Annotated in this window: 23 protein-coding genes; 3 read left to right on the forward strand and 20 right to left on the reverse strand. The window is 67.9% G+C overall.

Going from position 1 to position 19,539, the window contains the following annotated elements; translation table 11 throughout:
• Positions 1–37: 37 nt before the first annotated feature.
• Both QM748_RS12620 and QM748_RS12625 read left to right on the forward strand, forming a co-directional pair.
• The gene (locus QM748_RS12620) at positions 38–427 is read left to right on the forward strand and encodes a DUF6746 family protein (protein WP_415247283.1); all 390 of its coding nucleotides are present in this window, start codon (positions 38–40) and stop codon (positions 425–427) included.
• Positions 428–725: 298 nt separating this feature from the next.
• On the forward strand, positions 726–1,157 hold the full coding sequence (locus QM748_RS12625) for an HMA2 domain-containing protein (RefSeq protein ID WP_415247284.1): 432 nt from the start codon (positions 726–728) through the stop codon (positions 1,155–1,157).
• Positions 1,158–1,176: 19 nt separating this feature from the next.
• Here QM748_RS12625 and QM748_RS12630 read toward each other — a convergent pair whose 3' ends face one another.
• The 20 genes from QM748_RS12630 to QM748_RS12725 all read right to left on the reverse strand — a co-directional run bounded on the left by QM748_RS12630 (position 1,177) and on the right by QM748_RS12725 (position 18,091).
• The gene (locus tag QM748_RS12630) at positions 1,177–1,794 is read right to left on the reverse strand and encodes a hypothetical protein (protein ID WP_415247285.1); all 618 of its coding nucleotides are present in this window, start codon (positions 1,792–1,794) and stop codon (positions 1,177–1,179) included.
• A 10-nt stretch (positions 1,795–1,804) separates the two neighbouring features.
• Positions 1,805–2,092 (reverse strand): FeoC-like transcriptional regulator, encoded by a 288-nt coding sequence (locus tag QM748_RS12635; RefSeq protein WP_415247286.1) that lies wholly within the window; start codon positions 2,090–2,092, stop codon positions 1,805–1,807.
• A 10-nt stretch (positions 2,093–2,102) separates the two neighbouring features.
• Positions 2,103–4,430: a Fe(2+) transporter permease subunit FeoB gene (gene feoB, locus QM748_RS12640; RefSeq protein ID WP_415247287.1), complete on the reverse strand. Its 2,328-nt coding sequence runs from the start codon at positions 4,428–4,430 to the stop codon at positions 2,103–2,105.
• Complete coding sequence (locus tag QM748_RS12645; RefSeq protein WP_415247288.1) at positions 4,430–4,657, reverse strand: FeoA family protein; 228 nt, start codon at positions 4,655–4,657, stop codon at positions 4,430–4,432. Before QM748_RS12645 ends, feoB begins: the two co-directional genes overlap by 1 nt.
• A 110-nt stretch (positions 4,658–4,767) precedes the next feature.
• Positions 4,768–5,019, reverse strand: a complete 252-nt coding sequence (locus QM748_RS12650; protein ID WP_415247289.1) for a FeoA family protein — start codon at positions 5,017–5,019, stop codon at positions 4,768–4,770.
• On the reverse strand, positions 5,016–7,148 hold the full coding sequence (locus QM748_RS12655; protein ID WP_415247290.1) for a heavy metal translocating P-type ATPase: 2,133 nt from the start codon (positions 7,146–7,148) through the stop codon (positions 5,016–5,018). The genes QM748_RS12650 and QM748_RS12655 overlap by 4 nt, the downstream gene beginning before the upstream one ends.
• The gene (locus QM748_RS12660; RefSeq protein WP_415247291.1) at positions 7,145–7,639 is read right to left on the reverse strand and encodes a hypothetical protein; all 495 of its coding nucleotides are present in this window, start codon (positions 7,637–7,639) and stop codon (positions 7,145–7,147) included. Before QM748_RS12660 ends, QM748_RS12655 begins: the two co-directional genes overlap by 4 nt.
• Positions 7,632–7,988: a hypothetical protein gene (locus QM748_RS12665; protein WP_415247292.1), complete on the reverse strand. Its 357-nt coding sequence runs from the start codon at positions 7,986–7,988 to the stop codon at positions 7,632–7,634. The genes QM748_RS12660 and QM748_RS12665 overlap by 8 nt, the downstream gene beginning before the upstream one ends.
• The gene (locus QM748_RS12670) at positions 7,985–8,398 is read right to left on the reverse strand and encodes a hypothetical protein (protein ID WP_415247293.1); all 414 of its coding nucleotides are present in this window, start codon (positions 8,396–8,398) and stop codon (positions 7,985–7,987) included. Before QM748_RS12670 ends, QM748_RS12665 begins: the two co-directional genes overlap by 4 nt.
• Before the next feature lies 1 nt (position 8,399).
• Positions 8,400–9,095, reverse strand: a complete 696-nt coding sequence (locus QM748_RS12675; RefSeq protein WP_415247294.1) for a ferritin-like domain-containing protein — start codon at positions 9,093–9,095, stop codon at positions 8,400–8,402.
• Positions 9,079–9,420 (reverse strand): heavy-metal-associated domain-containing protein, encoded by a 342-nt coding sequence (locus QM748_RS12680; protein ID WP_415247295.1) that lies wholly within the window; start codon positions 9,418–9,420, stop codon positions 9,079–9,081. The genes QM748_RS12675 and QM748_RS12680 overlap by 17 nt, the downstream gene beginning before the upstream one ends.
• 218 nt (positions 9,421–9,638) lie before the next feature.
• Positions 9,639–10,328, reverse strand: coding sequence for a hypothetical protein (locus QM748_RS12685; protein WP_415247296.1), 690 nt, complete (start codon positions 10,326–10,328; stop codon positions 9,639–9,641).
• A 169-nt stretch (positions 10,329–10,497) separates the two neighbouring features.
• Positions 10,498–11,787, reverse strand: a complete 1,290-nt coding sequence (locus tag QM748_RS12690) for an NnrS family protein (RefSeq protein WP_415247297.1) — start codon at positions 11,785–11,787, stop codon at positions 10,498–10,500.
• An 8-nt stretch (positions 11,788–11,795) separates the two neighbouring features.
• Positions 11,796–12,716, reverse strand: coding sequence for an ABC transporter ATP-binding protein (locus tag QM748_RS12695; RefSeq protein WP_415247298.1), 921 nt, complete (start codon positions 12,714–12,716; stop codon positions 11,796–11,798).
• Positions 12,713–13,504, reverse strand: coding sequence for an ABC transporter permease (locus tag QM748_RS12700; protein WP_415247299.1), 792 nt, complete (start codon positions 13,502–13,504; stop codon positions 12,713–12,715). Before QM748_RS12700 ends, QM748_RS12695 begins: the two co-directional genes overlap by 4 nt.
• Positions 13,501–14,535, reverse strand: a complete 1,035-nt coding sequence (locus QM748_RS12705) for an ABC transporter substrate-binding protein (protein WP_415247300.1) — start codon at positions 14,533–14,535, stop codon at positions 13,501–13,503. The genes QM748_RS12700 and QM748_RS12705 overlap by 4 nt, the downstream gene beginning before the upstream one ends.
• 1 nt (position 14,536) lies before the next feature.
• Entirely contained in the window at positions 14,537–16,615 is a 2,079-nt protein-coding gene (locus QM748_RS12710) for a TonB-dependent receptor (RefSeq protein WP_415247301.1), read from the reverse strand.
• Positions 16,616–16,877: 262 nt separating this feature from the next.
• Complete coding sequence (locus QM748_RS12715) at positions 16,878–17,183, reverse strand: hypothetical protein (protein WP_415247302.1); 306 nt, start codon at positions 17,181–17,183, stop codon at positions 16,878–16,880.
• Positions 17,180–17,791, reverse strand: coding sequence for a 30S ribosomal protein S4 (rpsD, locus tag QM748_RS12720; RefSeq protein ID WP_415247303.1), 612 nt, complete (start codon positions 17,789–17,791; stop codon positions 17,180–17,182). The genes QM748_RS12715 and rpsD overlap by 4 nt, the downstream gene beginning before the upstream one ends.
• Before the next feature lie 15 nt (positions 17,792–17,806).
• Positions 17,807–18,091 carry a hypothetical protein gene (locus QM748_RS12725; protein WP_415247304.1) on the reverse strand — a complete coding sequence of 95 codons (285 nt, stop codon included), beginning with the start codon at positions 18,089–18,091 and terminating at the stop codon, positions 17,807–17,809.
• A gap of 230 nt (positions 18,092–18,321) precedes the next feature.
• On the opposite strand from QM748_RS12725, the gene QM748_RS12730 reads away from it, so the two are divergent.
• A complete protein-coding gene (locus tag QM748_RS12730; protein WP_415247305.1) occupies positions 18,322–19,467 on the forward strand; it encodes an imelysin family protein in 1,146 nt (381 codons plus the stop codon).
• Positions 19,468–19,539: the final 72 nt, after the last annotated feature.

A 19,539-nucleotide genomic window follows, 5' to 3' on the forward strand; every position in this document is an offset into this window, starting at 1 on the left:
CAGGGATTCCATCCAACTCGACGACAAGGAAGAAAACATGATCAAGCAAAGCTTCGCCATTCTCGCCCTGGCCGCTTTCGGCACGCTGGGCAGCCTGCCCCTGCATGCCGAGGACAGCGCACCGCGTGTCAACCACTACGAAGCCAAGAAGGGCGAATCGAAGGAGGAGACGATCGCCATCCTGCGCGAGACCAACGCCAAGCTGAAGGAACTGCTGGACGGCGAGATGGGCGAATACGACATCCATGACGTCCACAGCCTGTGCTACACGCTCGAAGACGCGCTGCTGGCGCTCGGCGGCGATGAAGCCAAGCGCCTGCACAAGATCGTCACCGACATGCACTTCTCCAGCGAAGGCCTGGATCGCGACGCCGTCATCGACTACGGCAGGGCTTATCTGAGTGGAATCGAGAAGCTGATTCACTGAGCCTGCGCCGGTCTCTTCGACCGGATATTTCTCGAAAGGCGCCCAGGCGCCTTCCATTGCAAGGGTCGCCGGCACGGCAAGCCTGGCGGAGTCATCGCACCGGCCAGCCACCGTCGTTGCTCCATCAACGCGCCAAAAACATAACAAGTCCGATTCTCATTATTGGGTTATAGTCGCCGACTTGCTGATTCCAGATTGGCTCGTCCGGCCCGATACCCATGCGCACGCAACCCTGCAAGCACTGCCTCCGGGCAGACCGTCACCCAGGCGAAACAGCCGCCTATCGCGGAGGCCGCCGATGAGCCGCGTCGTCTCCTCACTGCCGGGCCGCATCCGCATCCGCGACAAGGCGCTGCGCAATCGGGCCCGTCTGGCGCAGGTCGAAGCCGAGCTGAAGCGCGTGGACGGCGTGGTCGTCGTCGAACCCAACGCCGCGGCCGGCAGCATCGTGCTGCACTATGCGCCGGACAGGACCGACCCGATCAGGCTCGAGAATGAAGTCGAGGCACTGATCGACAAGGCACTCGCGGTGCCGCAGCGCCCCGCCGGCACGCGCTCGCTGCGGATGCAGGTGAACCGCTGCGCCAAGATCGGCATGATGGGCAGTCTCGCGACCTCGCTGGCACTGGCCGCCACCGGCAACAAGCGCTGGCATGCTGCCACCGGCGTCGCGTTCGTCGCCTGCCTGGGCGTGCATCTCGGCGTGCATCGCCGCCACCTGCTGCGCTGAAAGCGCAGGCAGGGCGGGTTCAACAGCTACAGTCCGGCGCCGTCACGGCATCATCGAGGCATTGCGCGGCAAGGCCGATCAATCGCCTTGCCAGCGCAACCGCCTGCGGCCGCGCGGGGCCATCGTCCGGCAGGTAGATTTCCATGCAGAGGTAGAGAAAGGCCGGATTGCGCCAGATCCGTTCCGGAATCACGGTACGGGTGGGAATGCCATCCGGCGAGCCCAGCCTGATCACACGCACGGCGGCGGCCGCCGGAACGCCAGCCACCGGACTACCGGCCACAGGCTCGCCGCCCGGTCCATGCGCCAGCCCGGCCTGCAGCCGGTCGGCCAACGCCGCATCGCCGCAAATGAGGTCGGCACAGGGGCCATCACGATCGGCGCCGACATGCAGGTCGATCAGCAGCCGGTGGCGGCCGCGCATGTGGGGCAGCAGCTGCAGGTACAGCGCTTCATGCGCCAGGCCGTATCGGAACCGCTGGTCCGGCCGCGGCCGGCGCCCTGACAGGCCATCGGGAATTTCCAGCACCTCGACCTCGCCCGGCGGCAGTGCGGCGGCGACTTCGCGGCCGAAGGCCAGCTCCTCGCGGTGGATGCCGATCACGACCAGAACCGGCGCGGCAGGCGCGACCACCACGATCCGCTCCTCAACTGATGCCCGGCTGAGGCACCCCCGGCTGTGGCGCCCCCGGCTGCCCAGCGCCCGCGGTCTCCGCGGCGGTCCATTCATACACCGCCACCGTCGCCGGATCGCATTTGCAGCAGGTCGAACCGCAGCCCGATTCGCCCTCGATCCGGCGCACGCGGCCCTTGCGTTCGAGCGTGTCCAGCATCGGCCCGAGCGCCTCGGGCGTGCTTTCCAGCGCGAGCGCCATGTCGGCCACGCTGGCCCGGCGCCGCTCGCGCAGATAGGTACTGAGACGGGACAGGATCATCTCGGCCTCCTCAAACCTGTTGCGGCAGCGGCAGGCCGCCGTCCTCACGCGCGCCGTAGCGCCTGAGCGACCACAGCACGACGGCGAAGCAGACGATGATGCCGCCGATCCAGGCCATCGACGAAGCCGGATGCAGCGCCCAGGTTGCCCCCTGGTAGAAGATCGTCGCCAGGCCGTAGCCCAGACCGGTCGTCCAGGCGGCGACGAACATCGTCCAGCGCGTACCCGACTCGTTGTACACCGCGGCAATCGCCGCCGTGCAGGGGAAGTACAGCAGGATGAACAGCAGGTAGGCGAAAGCTCCCGCAGCACCGTCGAAGCGGGCCGCCATCGCGCCGAAGGTGCCGGTCGACACTTCCTGCTCCTCGGCCACCGCCTCGGCGTCGCTGAGATCGCCGACGTCCAGCCCGACCGGATCGGCCCATGAACCCAGCGCATCGACCAGGTTCTCGGGGATCGTGGCAAAGGCCGCGGCGATGCTGGCACCCAGGTCGAAGGGCTCCTCTTCCTCGTCCGCCTCGTCGCCGGCATCCTTGGCGGCAAGCGCCGAGTAGGCCGCATCCAGCGTGCCCACCACCGCTTCCTTGGCCAGCACACCGGTGAAGATGCCGACCGCGGCCGGCCAGTTCTCCTCGGTCAGGCCCATCGGCGTAAACGCCGGCGTGATGCTGCGGCCGATCTCTGCCAGCACCGAGGCGTCGCTGTCCTCGTTGCCGTAAGTGCCGTCGGTGCCGATCGAGTTGAGCACGTTCAGCACCAGCACCATCGGCACGATCACCCGCCCGGCGCGGATGATGAAGCCCAGCAGACGTTCCCAGGCGTGGATCAGCACGCCGCGGACGGTCGGCAGGTGGTAGGGCGGCAGCTCCATGATGAAGGGCGTCGGTTCGCCTTTCAGCAGCGTGTGGCGCAGCGCCAGGCCGGTCAGCACCGCCGCCGCGATGCCGATGATGTACAGCCCGAACACCACGTTCTGCCCTCCTTGGGGGAAGAAGGCGGCGGCGAACAGCACATACACCGGCAGGCGGGCGCCGCAGGACATGAAGGGCGCCATCGCGATCGTCATCAGCCGGTCGCGGCGGTGCTCCAGCGTGCGCGTCGCCATGACCGCCGGCACGGTGCAGCCGAAGCCGACGATCAGCGGCACGAAGGACTTGCCCGGCAGCCCGACCCAGCGCATGAAGCGGTCCATGACGAAGGCCGCGCGCGCCATGTAGCCCGAATCCTCCAGCACCGACAGGAACAGGAACAGGAAGCCGATGACCGGAATGAAGGTGGCGACGACCTGGATGCCGCCGCCGATGCCGTTCGCCAGCAAGACGGTCAGCCATTCGGGCACGCCGATAGCGGTCAGCAGTTCGCCCAGGCCATCGACCAGCAGTGCGCCGGTGAACTGGTCGAAGAAGTCGATGAAGGCGCCGCCGATGTTGATGGTGAACAGGAACATCAGGTACATCATCAACAGGAAGATCGGGATGCCGAGCACCCGGTTCAGCACCACGCGGTCGATGCGGTCGGTGATGTCGCGGCCGACCCGGCCGCTGACCGACAGCGTCTCGCCGGCGATCCTGTTGGCGAGGCCGTAGCGCGCGTCCGCGACCATGATGTCGAGATCCTCACCCAGCTCGCCGCCCAGCCGCTGGGCTTCGGCGGCCAGTTCCCTGCCCGCCGCCGAGCGCGCCAGATCGTCGCCTTCGAGCAGCCGCACCGCCAGCCAGCGCGGCGAGGTACCGGCGGACTGGGCCGCCGTTTCGAGCTTCGGCCGCAAGGCCTCGATCGCCTGCTCGAGTTCGGGCTGGTAGTCCACCGTGGCGCTCGCCGGCTGGTGCGCCTGCACCGCCTTGCGGATCGCCGCCTTCAGCGCATCCACTCCTTCGCCTTCGGACGCGACCACCGGAATCACCGGCACGCCCAGGCGGCGCGACAGCGCGTCGGCATCGATGCGCATGCCCTTGTCGCGGGCGACGTCGACCATGTTGAGCACCACCAGCAGCGGCACCCGCATTTCGGCGAGCTGGGTGGTCAGGTAGAGGTTGCGTTCGAGGTTGGAGGCATCGACGATGTTGATGACCAGTCCGGCCTCGCCCGCATGCACGTAGTCGCGCGCCACGCTCTCGTCGAGCGAGACTTCGCGGTCCACGACGTCCAGCGAATAGGTGCCGGGCAGATCGACGACTTCGAAGTGCAGGCCATCGTGGCCGTATTCGCCGCTCTTCTTCTCGACCGTCACGCCGGGCCAGTTGCCGACACGCTGGCGCGAGCCGGTCAGCGCGTTGAACAGGGTGGTCTTGCCGCAGTTCGGATTGCCCACCAGGGCAATGATGTATTCGTCTTTCATCACAGCCTCTCTACCGTAAGCGCGTCCGCCTCGCCCTTGCGCAGGGTCAGGGCGAAGCCGCGCACCCGGATCTCGACCGGATCACCCATCGGTGCGACCCGCATCACCTGCAGTTCCGCCCCCGGCGTCAGGCCCATCGACAGCAGCTTGCGGCGATAGGGGCTGCCCGCCTCGGAGAAACCGGACACCTTGGCGCGGTCGCCCACCGCGAGTTGTTTGAGCATCATCTGAAAACTCCAATCCAATCAATTCGGCGCAGCGAGCTTCATACTGATTTGCATTCAAGGCGGCGCGGCCCCGTCTCCAGCCTCGTCACCACCTTGAATCCAGATCGATATCAGTCCTCGATCCGCGCCACCAGAATCTTGTGTGCCATGCCGCCGCCGAGCGCGAAGCGCGTCTCGCCGCGGCCCACGACCAGCCCGCTGCCCTGGCGCTGGCGCACGATCAGCTCGCTGCCGACGTTCAGGCCCAGCTCGGCCACGCGCAACGCCATCGACGAGCCGCCCAGGATGCTGACGACGCGGACGGGTTCGCCTTCGCCCGCCATCGCCAGCGGAAAGGCATTGGAACGGTTCGGGGCGTTCATGCAGTCACCTTCCTTTCGCGCGGCAGCGCCTTGCCCGCACGCCGGCCGCGCGGCAGGCCGGCACCGGCCAGCGCCCGCAGCAGGATGGCGATGGTGCTGCCGTTGTGCAGCGCCGAGGCCGCCACCGGTGTCAGCAGGCCAAAAGCGGCAGCCGACAGGATCGAAGTGTTGAGGCCGACGGTGAGCTTGAAATTGCTGTCGATCAGCCGCTTGGTGGCGATCGACAGGGCTTTTGCGTCCGCCACCCGCGCGATGTCGTCTTCCAGCAAGGCGACGTCGGACGCCAGGCGGGCGACGTCGGCGCCGTTGTGCATCGAGATGCCGACGTGGGCGCCGCTCAGCGCCGGCGCATCGTTGACGCCGTCGCCGACGAAGGCGATGCGCGCCCCCTGCGCAGCCAGTTCCTGCAGGATGCGGGCCTTGTCCTCGGGCATCAGCCCGGCGTGGAACTCGTCCAGCCCCAACTCATCGGCCATCGCGCGTGCGCGCTCGGGATGGTCGCCGGTCAGCATCAGCACCCGCTTCACGCCCAGGCGCCGCAGCCGCGTGACTGTGGCCGCGCTGTTGCTGCGCAGGCTGTCGCGCAGGGCGATGACGCCGAGCAGTTCACCGCCGAAACCGATGTAGAGCAGGGTCTTGCCTTCCAGGTGCAGGCGCTCGATGGTGTCGCGATGCGCCTGGGTGGTGATGCCCTCGTCGTCCTCGACGAAATGGCGCGAGCCGACGACGATGCGCCGTCCGTCGATGACGCTGGCCACGCCGTGGGCGACGATGAATTCGACTTCCTTGTGGTCGAAGTGCTGCGGATGGTGCAGCCGCCGCGAGGCTTCGACCACCGCCAGCGCGAGCGGGTGGAAATAGTGCTCTTCCACCGAGGCGGCCAGGTTGATCAGGTCTTCGGGCGAGTAGCCGGGCTTGAAGGCGATCGAATCGGTCACTTCCAGCTTGCCGGTGCTCAGCGTGCCGGTCTTGTCGAAGACGAAGGTGTCGGCCTCGGCCAGGCGTTCGAGCGCCTTCGCGCCCTTGACCAGCATGCCGGACTTGCCGGCCTCGTACATCGCGGCCTTGAAGGCCACCGGCGTGGACAGCTTCAACGCGCAGGAATAATCGGCCTGCAGCACCGCCGCCACCCGCTGCCAGTCGCCCGAGACCAGCCAGGTGGCGCCGGCCAGGCCGAGCACCATCGGCACCAGGCGGTCGGCCATGCGCGAAGCTTCGAGCTGGGTGGCGCTCTTGACCGCCAGCGAATGCTCGACGAAGTCCGCGATCCGCGCCGCCGCGGCCTGGGCGCCGACCCGTTCGGCGTAGATGCGCAGGCGGCCTTCCTCGACCAGGGTGCCGGACAGCACCGCGTCGCCGCGGCGGCGCGCGACCGGCACGCTCTCGCCGGTCATCGTCGCCTCGTTGACCATCGCCTCGCCGCCGAGCACCGTGCCATCGACCGGGATCACCCGTCCGGTGGCGGCGATGACGGTGTCGCCGACGCGCACTTCGGCGGCGTCGAGCTGGATCTCCTCGCCGTCGCGCTCGACCCAGATCTCGCCCACGTCGGGCTTCAACAAGTGCTTCAGCAGGTCGTCGGAACGGCGCTCGATCGAGGCTTCCAGGTACTCGCCCAGCGCGAGCAGGAAGGAGGTCATGTTCGCCGCGAGATAGTCCTTGCGCCCGATCGAGATCGCCACCGCCATCGCTTCCAGCACGTGCGAGGTCACGCCCTTCTCGAGAAAGTCATCGACCGCCTCGCCCAGCAGCGGGATCGCCGTGCCCACCGCCACCGGCGCCTGCAGCCCGGGCTGCAGCGAACGGGTGGCGAGCAGCGTGGCCGCGCTCAGCGCCACCGGCGCGGCGCTGGGTTCTCCGCTCTCCGCATGCGGGCGCGGCAGCGGCGCCATGCGCAAAATGTCGAGCGCGATGCGGTCGGCGGTGGCGGCAGCCGGATCGAACTCGACCGCCAGCGAACGGGCGGCCGGATTGACCCGCGCCCTGCTGACGCCGCCGATCGCCTCCACCGCCCGCTCGATCGCGCGCGCTTCCAGCGGCGCCCCCTTGCGGCAGGTATAGCGCCAGCGCGCACGGCCACGCGTGGCATGGACCGGTTCGAGCGCGGACATCCAGCCGGCGTCCATCATGCGTCTCCGTGGCGCTCCGCTTCGACTTCGGCGCGGATGTCGGCCATCTGCTCCTTCATTTCCTCGAAGCCGCCGGCCACGCCGGAATACAGCTTCATCGCCGACTTGACGATCTTGCCGCGCAGCTCTTCATCGCTGAGCACCCAGGCCGCTGCCGCGCCGATCAGCGCGCCGAGCAGGAACTGCTCGGTATTGCCGGTGCGCAGGAAGGCCGGCATGTTCTGCAGGAAACCGCCATCGGCGGCCGGCTGCTGCGGCATCGGCCCCATGCCTTGGGCAAAACCCTGGGCAAAACCGGCTTCCAGACCGCCCGGCAGGTCGCTCGCCATGCCGTACTGGCCCCAGGGCTGCTGCGCTCCGTACGGCTGGCCGTATTGGCCATACTGGGCACCATATTGCGCATTGGGCGGCTGGCCGGGCCACGCCTGGCCAGGCCAGGCGTCGTCCTGCATCGCCCGCCTGCCGCGCCCGTGCTTGTTCTTCTTAGCCATCATGCTTCTCCTGTTCGGCCTGCGCGCTGTCGCGCAGCAATCGTTCGATGATCAGCACGCCGGCCGCGCCGACCGCGGCAGCGGCCAGCACGCCGGCGTAGTTCTGCTGGCGGACGGCGGCCGCTGCCCAGGTGCCGGCAGCCAGCGCGGTGCCGCCCTGCAGTGCATGGCGCAGCACCCGCTTCAGTTCGGCCGGCGAGGGCGAACAAAGCTGCGCAGGGCGGTCCTGGAAGGCCGACAGGCAGCCCCCGGCGACGAAGCCCTGCATGAAGGTCGCCCCGCTGGCGCGAAGCGGCACACCGACCGGCATACCCGCCGGTGCACCGTAGGTCATGATCGTGTTTCTCATGATTCGGCGCCCTCCCCGGCCGTGCCGGGTCCGGCCTCGGCGCTCGCAGCGGGGGCGGCCTTTGCCTTCTTCGGCTTGGCCGCGGCGCGCGGCGCACGCTTCCTGCGTGCCGGCGCCGGCTTTTCGGCCTGCTCGGGGGCTCCTGCATCGGCAGGGGCAGCGTCTTCGACGGCATCGGCTGCCGGAGCTTCTTCGGCGCTTAGGCGCTTGCGCGCACGCGCCGAGGCGTTCTCGATGGCCTCGAGGCTGGACACCGCGGCACCGCGCAGCGTGCCCTGGGCCTTCTCCATGCCGGCACGGGCTTTCTCCACGCCGGCTTCGACACCCGCCTTGGTCTTGTCGGCCTTGGCCAGACGGAGGGCAACTGCACCGGTCAGCACGCCGGCGACGAAAGGTAGTAGCGGGAACATGTCAGTCCTCCTTGCGGTTGCGGCCGGCCCTGTTCTTCCACAGATAGACTCCTGCGCCGCCCGTCACCATGCCGGCCAGCAGGGCGGGATGCGCATTGCGCAGAAGCGGACTGAAGATGCCGATCGGCCCGGCGTACGGCCCGAGCTGCGAGAAGGCACGTTCAAGGAAATCGGACAGCGGCCCGTGGCGCACATAGGCCTGCTGCGGCGGAATGCCGTGCGCGGCGTGGTAGCTCTCCTGCGCCTGCGCCGCGACGGCGGCCTGGCGGAAGGCCGGCAGATGATGCTGCAGCGCCGCTGCCTGCAGGTTCTGGAACACCCTGCGCACTTCCGGCTCGGCAACCTGGTTCAGCAGCCCGGCATACATCTGCACGTTGCCGATCTCGCCGGCGACGGCGCGCTGGCAGTTCGCCAGCCAGGTCGGCTCGACCGTGGTCTCCTGCGGGAAGGGGTCGAGCGGGCGCGGAATACCGAAGCGCTCGCACAGCCCCAGCAGGGCCGTCACGTGCTGCTCTTCGGAGCGCACGACGTTGTCAAAGGGCGGGCGCTCGCCAAAGGATTCGACCACCCGCCCATAGAAGCTGCGGGCCGCATACTCGTCGTACAGCGCGATCCTGACCGCCTGGTGCGCCAGGGGAAAAGGCGCGGCCGGGTCGATACGCTGCGTGCGCAGGATCAGTTCATCGTAGTTTTGCATTGCCGGCCTCCAGATAGGCATCGTGCAGAATGCGTTCGAGAATTGCTGCAGCGTCCGATTCGACATCATTCAGCAGATCGATCCAGGCCCGCTCGGGAATCACCGCGGGGTCGTAATGCACGGTGCAGGAGCGCGCCAGCAGGTTGACCTGCACCGAGGCGACGCCGGGAATGCGATCGAGCAAGCCCTGGAACTCGCGCGCCTGGGCACGCGGCACGTCGATGGAAACCGAGCGGCTTGCCAGCTTCAATCGGATGCGCCCCCGAATGTGATGGGCGATATGCACATCACGCAGAAAGATGCGCAACTCTTCGAATTCCGGCATTTCACTCTCCAGCCTTTCCCGGCCACAACAGGCCTTGCCACGCCCGGGGCATACAGCCCTGCTTCCAAAACCAATTACACGGGCAATGCTGGCTGGCGACCTCGGCTGGCTACACGAACCCGATCCATCTGGAAACCACTCTACGCCCCTTGCAGCGGGCGGTAATGATGCACGTCAACTCCGCCCGAGACGGCCGCTCCTCTTTCTGCTCCCGACCTTCAGAACTCCCAGGCCACGCCGACATTGGCGATGTTGCGATCGTTGCCGCGCCCGACCGCCCCGGAAACCTTGAAGCCTTCGAAGATTTCATAACGCAGGCCGACCTGGCGATCCGGACCGGCGTGCTCCTCGCCGAAAGTCTCGATCGTGAACTGCAACTGCCCGGTGAGCGGAAAATCCGCGCCAATACCCCAGAAATCGGTGTGGCCGTCGCCGCGAACCCATTCGCGGCCAAGGTTCAGGTGAACCCGCGGCCCGGCCTCGAAGGCCCAGGTCGCCAGGCCCGCCAGCGCATTGGCGCGCGCAGTGCCTTCGCCGGTGACACGCTCGCGTCCGTATTCGTATTTCAAGCCGGCGGACAGGCCGGCTTCCTGCTGCAGCGGCACCCACTTCACCGCCGCCCCCACGCCCCGCACCGTGACATCGGGCGACTCGTCGCGGTCCTTCGCCCGGCCGAAGGAAAGCTCGACCTCCACGTTGTCGATCGGGCCGTAGCCGACGGCACCCTCGAAGCCTTTCAGCGAGTCGTCCCGGCTCCAGCCGAACTCGACCTTGGCGCCGCCGCGCTCCAGCGTTCCGGCGTCATCGACGGCCATCGGGCGTTCGGCCAGGACCGGCATGCTGACGGTGGCGAGCATGGAGGCAAGGGCAAGCAGCCTCACAGGGTTGCGATTCTTTGTAGTTTTCATGATGCAACTCCACGGCAAAACGGTGGATGAATGGAAAAGAGGCAACCGGCTCCCCGGCAATGCCTCCTGCGAGACTCTGTCGATGCGACGTCTTCAACACCGCCATCAAACAGTACTGATTCTCACTCTATGCTTCTCCACCGCCGCCGTTCTGACGCAGATCAAACGCTCATGCAGCTTCCTCCATCACTTCCTCGCAGCCCGTTCCGGCATCCGGCCGCGGCCGCAGGAACACCGTACCGAGGAAGATGGCAACAAGCCCGAAACCCAGCGTCCAGGCGACCACGCTGGCAGCCTGCAGCCCGGCCACCGGCATTCCCGGCAGGCCGGCCGCGGCACGCGCCAGTGCGCCCACGCCGATCGCCAGTGCGGCCACCGGCACCCATGGCCGCGTGTCGAGTTCGTAGCCCGAATGGGTGCGCCCGGCGATGCACAGCACGCCGAAGATCGACAAGCCCATCGCGCCGACCGTCAGCAGATGCAGGCCGGCGCTGGGCGCCACCGCGACACCGAGCAGGGACAGGCCGATCGCCCCGTAGCCGAGCGCCATCAGCCAGTACACCGCGTACAGCAAGAAGGCCCAGCGCGTCAGCAGGGCGCGGCCGACGTGCCAGTCGTTGAGCAGGTTCAGCACCGCCGCAGCCGCGGCGAGCGCGACCCAGCCGGCAATCGGCGAGCCCGGCAGCGCGAACTCGGCCAGCGTATAGGCGGCGATGCCGAACACCGCCAGGTTGCGCCGCGGCGGGCGGGCACGGTAGGCGGGCAGTTCGTCATCCTCCTCGCCGGGCAGGCGCGGCCGTTCACCGACATCGCCATGTTCCGCCTCGCGGCGCAGGCGCTCCGCATCCAGCGCATCGTTGACGATGCGCATCGACACCCGGCTCATCGCGACGACGATCAGCACCATCATCACGCCGACACCGGCCAGCACCCAGCGCATCGGATACAACCCGCGCAGCACGTCGGCGTGGTAACCGCTGACGACAAGCCACATTGCCGCCAGCCCCCACAGGAAGGACAGGTGGCGCCGTTCCGGATCGCGCCACAGCCGCGGCGCCACCAGCACCACGATCGCGGCCATGAAGCCGCTGTTGAGCAGCGCGGCAAGCACGGTGCCGGCACCGCCCAGCACACCGGACAGCCAGAATGCCGCACGTGCCGCGACCCAGCACAGCAGCAGCGCGAACGTCATCCGTCGGCCGAAAGCCGCCGTCACGGTGAACTCGGGCACCGCAGTCAGCACGAAGCCGGCGACCGCGGCCAGGCCGAAGCCGAACATCAGTTCGTGCGCATGCCAGACGATCGGGCCGCCCGGCACATCGGGCAGGCCGGTGCCGGCGGCAAGGAAACCCAGCCACACCAGCAGCGGGGCCACGCCGTACAGCGCGGCGGCGAGGAAGAAGGAACGGAAGCTGCAGAGGAACAGCGGTTTCGCCAGCAGCCGGTCGAAGTTCGTCATCGCGCCCGTCATCCTCCGCAACGGCTGGCACTGCGCGCCGATGCCGACTCGGGCGTTTCCACCAGGCGCAGCCCAGAAGTGATGGGCACGGCAGCCGTGGGGCCGTCGGCCGCCGGAGCGCCGGCCGCCGGAACGCCGGCCGCCCCTGTTCCTGCCACTACTGGCGGCAGGCCGAAGGCATCACGCACCGCTGCGTTCTGCAAAAGCTCCGCGGTATGGCGATAGACCCAGGCATCGTCGCGCTGCGCGGCAGGCAGGCCCAGTTCGAAGCGGCAGACGATGCGTCCGGGCGTGGGCGCCATCAGCAGAATCGCGTCCGACAGCCGCACCGCCTCCATCAGGTCATGGGTGATCATCAGCACACCCATCGCCCGCCCGGCCTGCTGCTCCAGCAGCAGGCGGTAGAGTTCTTCCTTCAGGCCCACGTCCAGCGCCGAGAACGGTTCGTCGAGCAGCAGCAGGTCGGGCGCCAGCACCAGCGCACGCGCCAGCGCCACCCGGCTCTGCATGCCGCCGGAAAGCTGGTGCGGAAACTTGTCGAGGTCGCGCAGCACGAGGCCGAGCTGCAGGCCGATGTCGCGCGCGCGGCGGTGGCGTTCGGTGCGCGCGAGGCCCGCCGCCTTGAGGCCGAGCGCGATGTTGTCGAGCGCGGTCTGCCACGGCAGCAGGCGCGGCTGCTGGAACATGAAGGCGGTGGTGTCGAAGCCGTTGCTCACCTGTCCTTCCTGCACCGTCAGCAGGCCGGCGGCCAGATGCAGCAAGGTGGTCTTGCCGCAGCCCGAGGGACCGACCAGCGCCGCCACCTCGCCCGCGGGCAGGCGGAAGCCGATGCCGGCCAGCACCTCGTCGCGGCCGAACGCATGGCTCAGGCCCTCGACGCGCAATTCGCGCACAGGCGTGTTCGCCGTACAGGATGTCGTTCCGCTCATGTCCCCTGCACCCGCCAGCGCTCCACTTCGCGCTTGATCGGCTCCAGCACCAGGTATTCGGCCGCCAGCAGCAGGCCGACCACGGCGGCGATCCAGGCCATCGTCGCCGCGGTGTCCAGGTGCGAGCGCGACACCGCCAGCGCCGCGCCGACGCCGTCCTGGGTCGCCAGCAGCTCGGCCATCACCACCACTTTCCACGAAGTGCCGAGCGCGGCGATCCAGGCCGGGAACAGGTAGGAGACGACGTGCGGCAGATAGACGTCGGTGAACATCATGCGCCGCGGCAGGCGGAAGGCCTCGGCCATGCCGCGCAGCTGGTTGTCCAGCGTGCGCGTGCCCTGCAGCGCGCCGATGAAGATCACCGGGAAGGCGGCGACGAAGACGGTGAACACCGGCGTGCCGTCGCTGGCGCCGAACCACAGCATCGCCAGCACCAGCCAGGCGATCGGCGGCGTGCCCATCAGCACGGTGACGAGCGGACGCGACATCATCGAGGCGGTCATCGACAGCCCCGCCAGCAGGCCGAGAAAACTGCCGGCGACCAGCGACAGGGCATAGCCGCTCATCGCCCGGCGCGCGGTGGCGGCCAGTTCCGGCCAGGCCGCACCGCTTTCGATCAGGCCCAGCAGGGTGCCGAAAGCGGCACGCGGATCCGGCATCACCAGCGGGCCATAGAACGAGGCGACCGCTTCCCAGGCCGCGAACAGCAGCAGCAGGCTGGAAATCGCGCCCCAGCCGCTCCACAGGTAGGCAGGCAGCCCGGCCAGCCAGGCACGCAGCAGCTTCATTGCGCAACGGCGCTGCCGCCGTAGAAGCCGTCGTCCGGCAGCTTGCCGCCGACCAGCGCCGGATTCTTGCGCAGCAGATGGCCGAACATGAACTCGAGCTCGGCACGCGCATCGGCAGCCGGCACCGCTTCCAGCTGGCTGACGGCGATCGAATCGGCCACAGCCTCGGGGCTCAGCATGTCGATGCGGGCGGCGACCGCCTTGCCACAGGACTCGGCATTGGCACGGCACCAGGCAAGCGAGCGGGCATACTCGGCCTCGATGCGGGCAATCACGTCCGGGCGATCGCGCAGCGCGCCCATCACCGCGATGCCGGCCTGCGGGATGCGCGCCGGGCGCTCGAACACCCGCCCCCATTCCTGCTGCAGATCGACGCTGCGGTGCAGTTCGGGGGCGATCACGCTGAGCGGAAAGGAGCCAGTCTTGCGCAAGGCCATCGACACCGCCGGCTCCGCCAGCAGGGCATGGTTGACGCGGCGCATCACCAGCAGCTGCATCGCATCGATCGGGCTGGCGACGTAGCGCAGGCTCAGGTCCTTGCGCACGTCCAGGCCCTGCTGTTCGGCCAGCAGCTGGAAGACGATATCCGGCATGTCGCCGCGGAAAGGCATCGCCAGTTCCTTGCCGCGCAGGTCGGCGAGCGACTTCAGCGCCGGGTCGCGCGACACCAGCCACAGCACGCCCCAGGTCGACACGTTGAGCAGGCGCAGTTTTGCACCGCGGTTGTAGAGGTTGGCGGCGACGTTGCTCGGCATCGCCAGCACGTCGGCGCGGCCGTCGAGCGCCATCACGCGCAACTGGTCAGGGTCGCGCCAGGGCACGAACTCGACCACGTCGGCGAGATCGGCCAGGGCGCCGGAGTCGACCATGTGGATCAGCGGATTCGACACCGCCGCCGAGGGGCCGGCGAGCGTCAGCCTGGGCAGCTTTTGCGCGCTGGCAGTGCCGGTCACGACGAGGAAGGCGAGCACCACGCAGATGTGCAGCAGGATCCGGCTCCAGCCGGGCAGACGGGGGCGTGGTGCTTGCATCTCAGAAACTCCCGGAAAGACTCAATGTTACCCCCCGGCCCGGCGCGGCCAGCTCCTGGCCGGAGACGCCGTCGGTGAGGTGCTCGTGGTAGCGCTTGTCGGCCAGGTTGTGCAGGCCGACGGCAGCCGTGGCGCCGCTGAGGAAGCCGACCGGGCCGAAGCGCCAGCCCAGTTCGGCGTCGGCGGTGACGAAACCGGAGGTGGCATCCTCGGTGCCGTTGGAGAAGCGCGTCGCGATGCGGTCCTGTTCGGCCACCGCGCGCAGCTGCGCATGCCAGTACAAGCCGCGTTCGGCCGGCTGGCCGATGCCCAGCCGCAGTTCGGGCGCCGGCATCTGGTACAGCGGCTCGCTGTCCTGATGGTTCCTGCCGCGCAGCCAGGTGAAGCCGGCATCGGCGACGAAGGCGCCGACCGGCGCGCGCATGCTGCCTTCGACGCCGTAGATGGTGACCTTGTCGAGGTTCTCGGTGCGCTTGAGCGGCAGGCCGGTGCCCGGATGCCTTGCGCCGGTGACACGGCCGGCGATGTAGTCGTCGATGCGGGTGTAGAAGGCCGCCAGTTGATATTCGACGCCGCCACGGGTGGCGCTCTTGAGGCCGACCTCGACGCTGGTCGACACTTCCGGGTCGAGCTGCGGGTTGCCGACGTGGTAGTAGCCGTCGCCACGCGCCGAATCCTCGAAGCGTTCGCGCATGTCGGCAGCACGGTAGGCACGGCCGAGATTGGCGTAGGCGTTGAGGCTTTCGCTCAGCGGCTGGATCACACCCAGCGACCAGGACAGGTTGTTGTCGGTGCTGTCGAGCCCGCGGGTCTGCGCTGCCGGCCCCCAGCCCTTCTGCTTCGCGTCGCCCTTGACGCGGTCGTAGCGTGCGCCGGCAACGATGCGGGTGCGGCCCAGCTCGAACTCGTCCTGGACGAAAACGCCGGCCGCCTCCACCTCGCCGTCGATGAAGGGATCGTTGCGCTGGTTGTTGTTGAAGAAGGGCGCGTTGTTGTCCATGTAGCGCTCGGGATCGCCGGTCATGCGCCAGATTTCGGCGCCGACCGTCAGCAGATGGCTGCCGCCGGCCGGGAACATGTACTTGGCCCTGAGCCCGTCGGTGCTGAAAGTGACGTCGTTGCGCACGTAGTCGCGCCCGAGCCGCTCGGCGCGGGCGCGGATCTGGCGGAACACTTCCTGGCGATAGACCTCGGCCGACAGCTGCCCCTCACCCAGTTTGGCATCGATACCCAGTTCGTAGAGTTCGCGGCGCTGCTCGGGCGAGTGGATGGTGGCGACGCCGAGCGGCGGCGGAATGCCCGCGCCGGTGCGCGCCGAACCGGGATACCAAACGTCCTTGTCCTCATGCCGCTGCAGGTTCAGCCGCAGGCTGAGGTCGTCGCCGAGACGGTGGCGGTACTTGAGCAGCAGGCTACTGGAGTCATAGCCGGTACGGCGCTCGCGGCCGTCCGGGCTGCGGTAGTCGCCGATGTCGCGCCCGGCGGCGCCCAGCACCAGGGCATGGTCCGCATTCGAGCGCTGCACCAGCAGCGCGCCGGCGACGCCCTTGTCGACGCTGCTGTAACGTAGCCCGGCGCGTCCGCCGATGCGTTGGTCGGCGCTGAAGCCGGCTTCAGGCGTCAGCATGTTGACCACGCCGCCCATCGCACCGCTGCCGTGCAGCACCGAACCCGGCCCCTTCACCACTTCCACGCGGTCGAGCAGGCCGAGATCCATGAAGGAGGCGATCGCGCCCTGCGGCTGGGCGGAATTGACCCGCAGGCCGTCGACCATGACGACCACGCTTTCCCGTTTCAGGCCGCGCAGCACCGGGTTCTGCCCCCAGGCGCCATCGGACTGCGCAGCCAGCCCGGGCGCACCGCGCAGCAGGTCGCCGGGTACCTTGGCGCCCGCTGCAGCGGGGTGCAGCACTTCGATCGCCTGCGGAGTCTCGAGTGCATCACCCGCATAACCCTTGGCGGTGACGACCTGCTCGCCGAGCAGGGTATCGGCACACGCGGCAGAAGAGGGAACCAGGGACAAGGGAACGGCGAACAGACCCAGCATGGCCAGGCACAGCGTGTGCGGACGGGACTTCATGAACGGCTCCATCGGGCAGCGAGCTGGCTTGCACTTGGCTGGCTTGCTCGGGATGACAGGGAATCAGGCTGAGACAACGATAGCTGAATGGGAATCACTACCGTTTGATTCCGGTCAAATCCACATATCCGATACCCTACCCCGCACTTTCCGTCCTACTTCTTCAGCTTCGGGCAACCCTTGCAGGGCTTGTCCTTCTTGCAGCACTTCTTCTTGCTCATGATCCTGCTCCCGGGGGCATGAGCCCCATGACGGCAATCGATCAATGCACCTGCGAACCCGCTGCCGGAGTTGGCGAGGATTCGCTCAACATGGCGTACGCGCGCCAATCATCGACCAGCCTGGATGCGCATTCGCGCACGCAGCCGGCCATCCTGGCGTCATTGCCGATCACCTGGAGATGATCGGCAATGGCTTTCGCCACCGCCGGCGACTGCCGCGCCGGAAAGCGCGACAGCAACTGCAGGACGGCGGCGAGTGCCAGTTCGGGCTGGTTCGGATAGGCCAGCCCATCGTCCGGCGCGGCCGAAGCCGCGCCGCCACGACGGCGGGATGCCGGAATGCTCACAGCCGCACCGCGTAGTATTCGACGACTTGCTGGACGTCGACCGGGAACGGCACTTCGTCCGGCGACGGCGTGCGCGTCACGCTGGCGGCGAAGGCGGCCTCGTCGAAGCTCAGCCATTCGGGGCGGGTCAGCGCCGGCTCGGCAAGCGCCTCGACCACGATCGGAATGCGGCGGCCGCGCTCGGTGATCTGGATGCGGTCACCCGGCTTGACGCGAATCGACGGGATGTTGACCGAACGGCCATTCAGTAGCACATGCTTGTGGCGCACCAGCTGGCGGGCAGCCACGGTGGTGGGCGCAAAGCCGGCGCGGAAGACGAAGTTGTCCAGGCGGCGTTCGAGCAGCTCGAGCAGCTTGTCGCCGGTCGGGCCGCGGTCGCGCTTGGCTTCGCGGAACAGGCGCTGGATCTGCTTTTCGGTCAGGCCGTAGTTGAAGCGCAGCTTCTGCTTCTCGATCAGCTGCACGCCGTAGCCCGACTTGCGCTTCGGGCGCTGGCCGTGCTGGCCAGGCGGGTAGTTGCGCTCGCCGAGCGACTTGCGCGACAGGCCGGGCAGCTCTGTTCCAAGCGCACGCATCACTTTCAATCGGGGGCCGGTGTAACGAGACAAGATGATCTCCTTCGATCAGTTCGGAAATGAAAAGCTTGTGGCGGAAGTACGCGAGCGAGACTGAATCGAAGTCCATGCATCGCTGCCGGCGCTCGCACCACCCGCATGGCAGGCATGGGATATCGCCTGGTCGAGCTGTTCGCACGAGGACATCAGTTCTTCATCCATCGTGCTGGTGTCGAGGCAGCGCAGCAGCAACCCGGCCTGGTGAGCGGCACGGGGACAGCCGGTATCGAGATAGCGCGAGACATGCATCAGCACCCCTGCCAGCAGGCGATTCTGCTCGATGGACGCATCCATTAGTGTACTCGCCGCCATGAGAAACCCCTTTCATTTGAGAATGGTTCTCGATATCATCTGCCAATCAAAAATGCATGTCAAGACTTCACGATTCGCCGTCAGGCACAGCACCTCCATAGCCTGTGTACTCGCGAGGCATTGATTTTACAATGCCCCCGGAACAGTAAATAATAGCACTCGTTCTCATTTGCGTGCACTATCTCGCAGACCTTTTTCACGGAGATCACTCGATGCGCCTGAAGCTCCTCGCCGTCGGCCTGGCCGCGGCCCTCGCCCTGCCCGCCTTCGCTCAGAAAGCCGTCACCCCGCAGGACGTGCTGAACCATTATGGCCAGCTCGTCCACGCCAGCTATGCGGACTCCGCCGCCACCGCGCAAACGATGAAAAAGGCCATCGACGCCTTCGTCGCCGCACCATCCGAAGCCGGCCTGCTCGAAGCGCGCAAGCGCTGGCTGGAAGCACGCGAGTGGTACGGCCAGACCGAAGCCTTCCGCTTCTATGGCGGCCCGATCGACGGCGAGGACGGCCCTGAAGGCCGCATCAACGCCTGGCCGATGGACGAAGCCTATGTCGACAGCGTGGAAGGCAACCCGGGCGCCGGCATCATCAACGACCGCAGCGTGAAGCTGGACGCCGAGACGCTCGCCGAACTCAACGAGAAGGACGGCGAGGAGAACATCTCCACCGGCTGGCATGCGATCGAATTCCTGCTGTGGGGCCAGGATCTGCGTGCCGACGGCCCCGGCGACCGCGCGTGGACGGACTTCGTCGACGACAAGGCGCCGAACGCCGACCGCCGCCGCGCCTATCTGCAGATCGTCACCGACCTGCTGGTGCAGGACCTCGAAGATCTGACCCAGGCCTGGGCGCCGGGCGCGCAGAACTACCGCGCGGAATTCGTCGCCGATCCGGCGAGCCTGACCAAGGTGATCTCGGCGCTCGGCATCCTCAGCCGCGCAGAACTGGCCGGCGAGCGCATCGAGGTCGCGCTCGACTCGCAGAGCCAGGAAGACGAGCATTCGTGCTTCTCCGACAACACCCACCGCGATGCCGCCACCAACGCGCTCGGCATCCGCAACGTCTGGCGCGGCGAGTTCCAGCGCGCCGATGGCTCGCTGCTGAAAGGGCCGTCGCTCAGTGCGCTGGTGACGAAAAAGGACAAGGCGCTCGCCGCCGAAGTCGATGCCCGCATGAGCGCCAGCCTGAAAGCCGCCGAAGCCATCCCTGCCCCCTTCGACCAGGCCATCCTGGCCGGCAACCCGGGCCGGCCGAAGGTGGAGGCCACCGTCGCCAGCCTGAAGCAGCAGACCGAGAGCCTGGTGAAGGCAGCCGAAGTGCTCGGCATCAAGCGCCTGAACACCGATCTGCCGGAGTAAACTCCCGCCGCCGTGGAAGGCTGGCGCCGTTTTCGGGGCGCCCCTTCCACGGTGCACGCCCGCATTCCACCG

This window comes from Thauera sp. (assembly GCF_047601425.1).
GTDB lineage: Bacteria > Pseudomonadota > Gammaproteobacteria > Burkholderiales > Rhodocyclaceae > Thauera.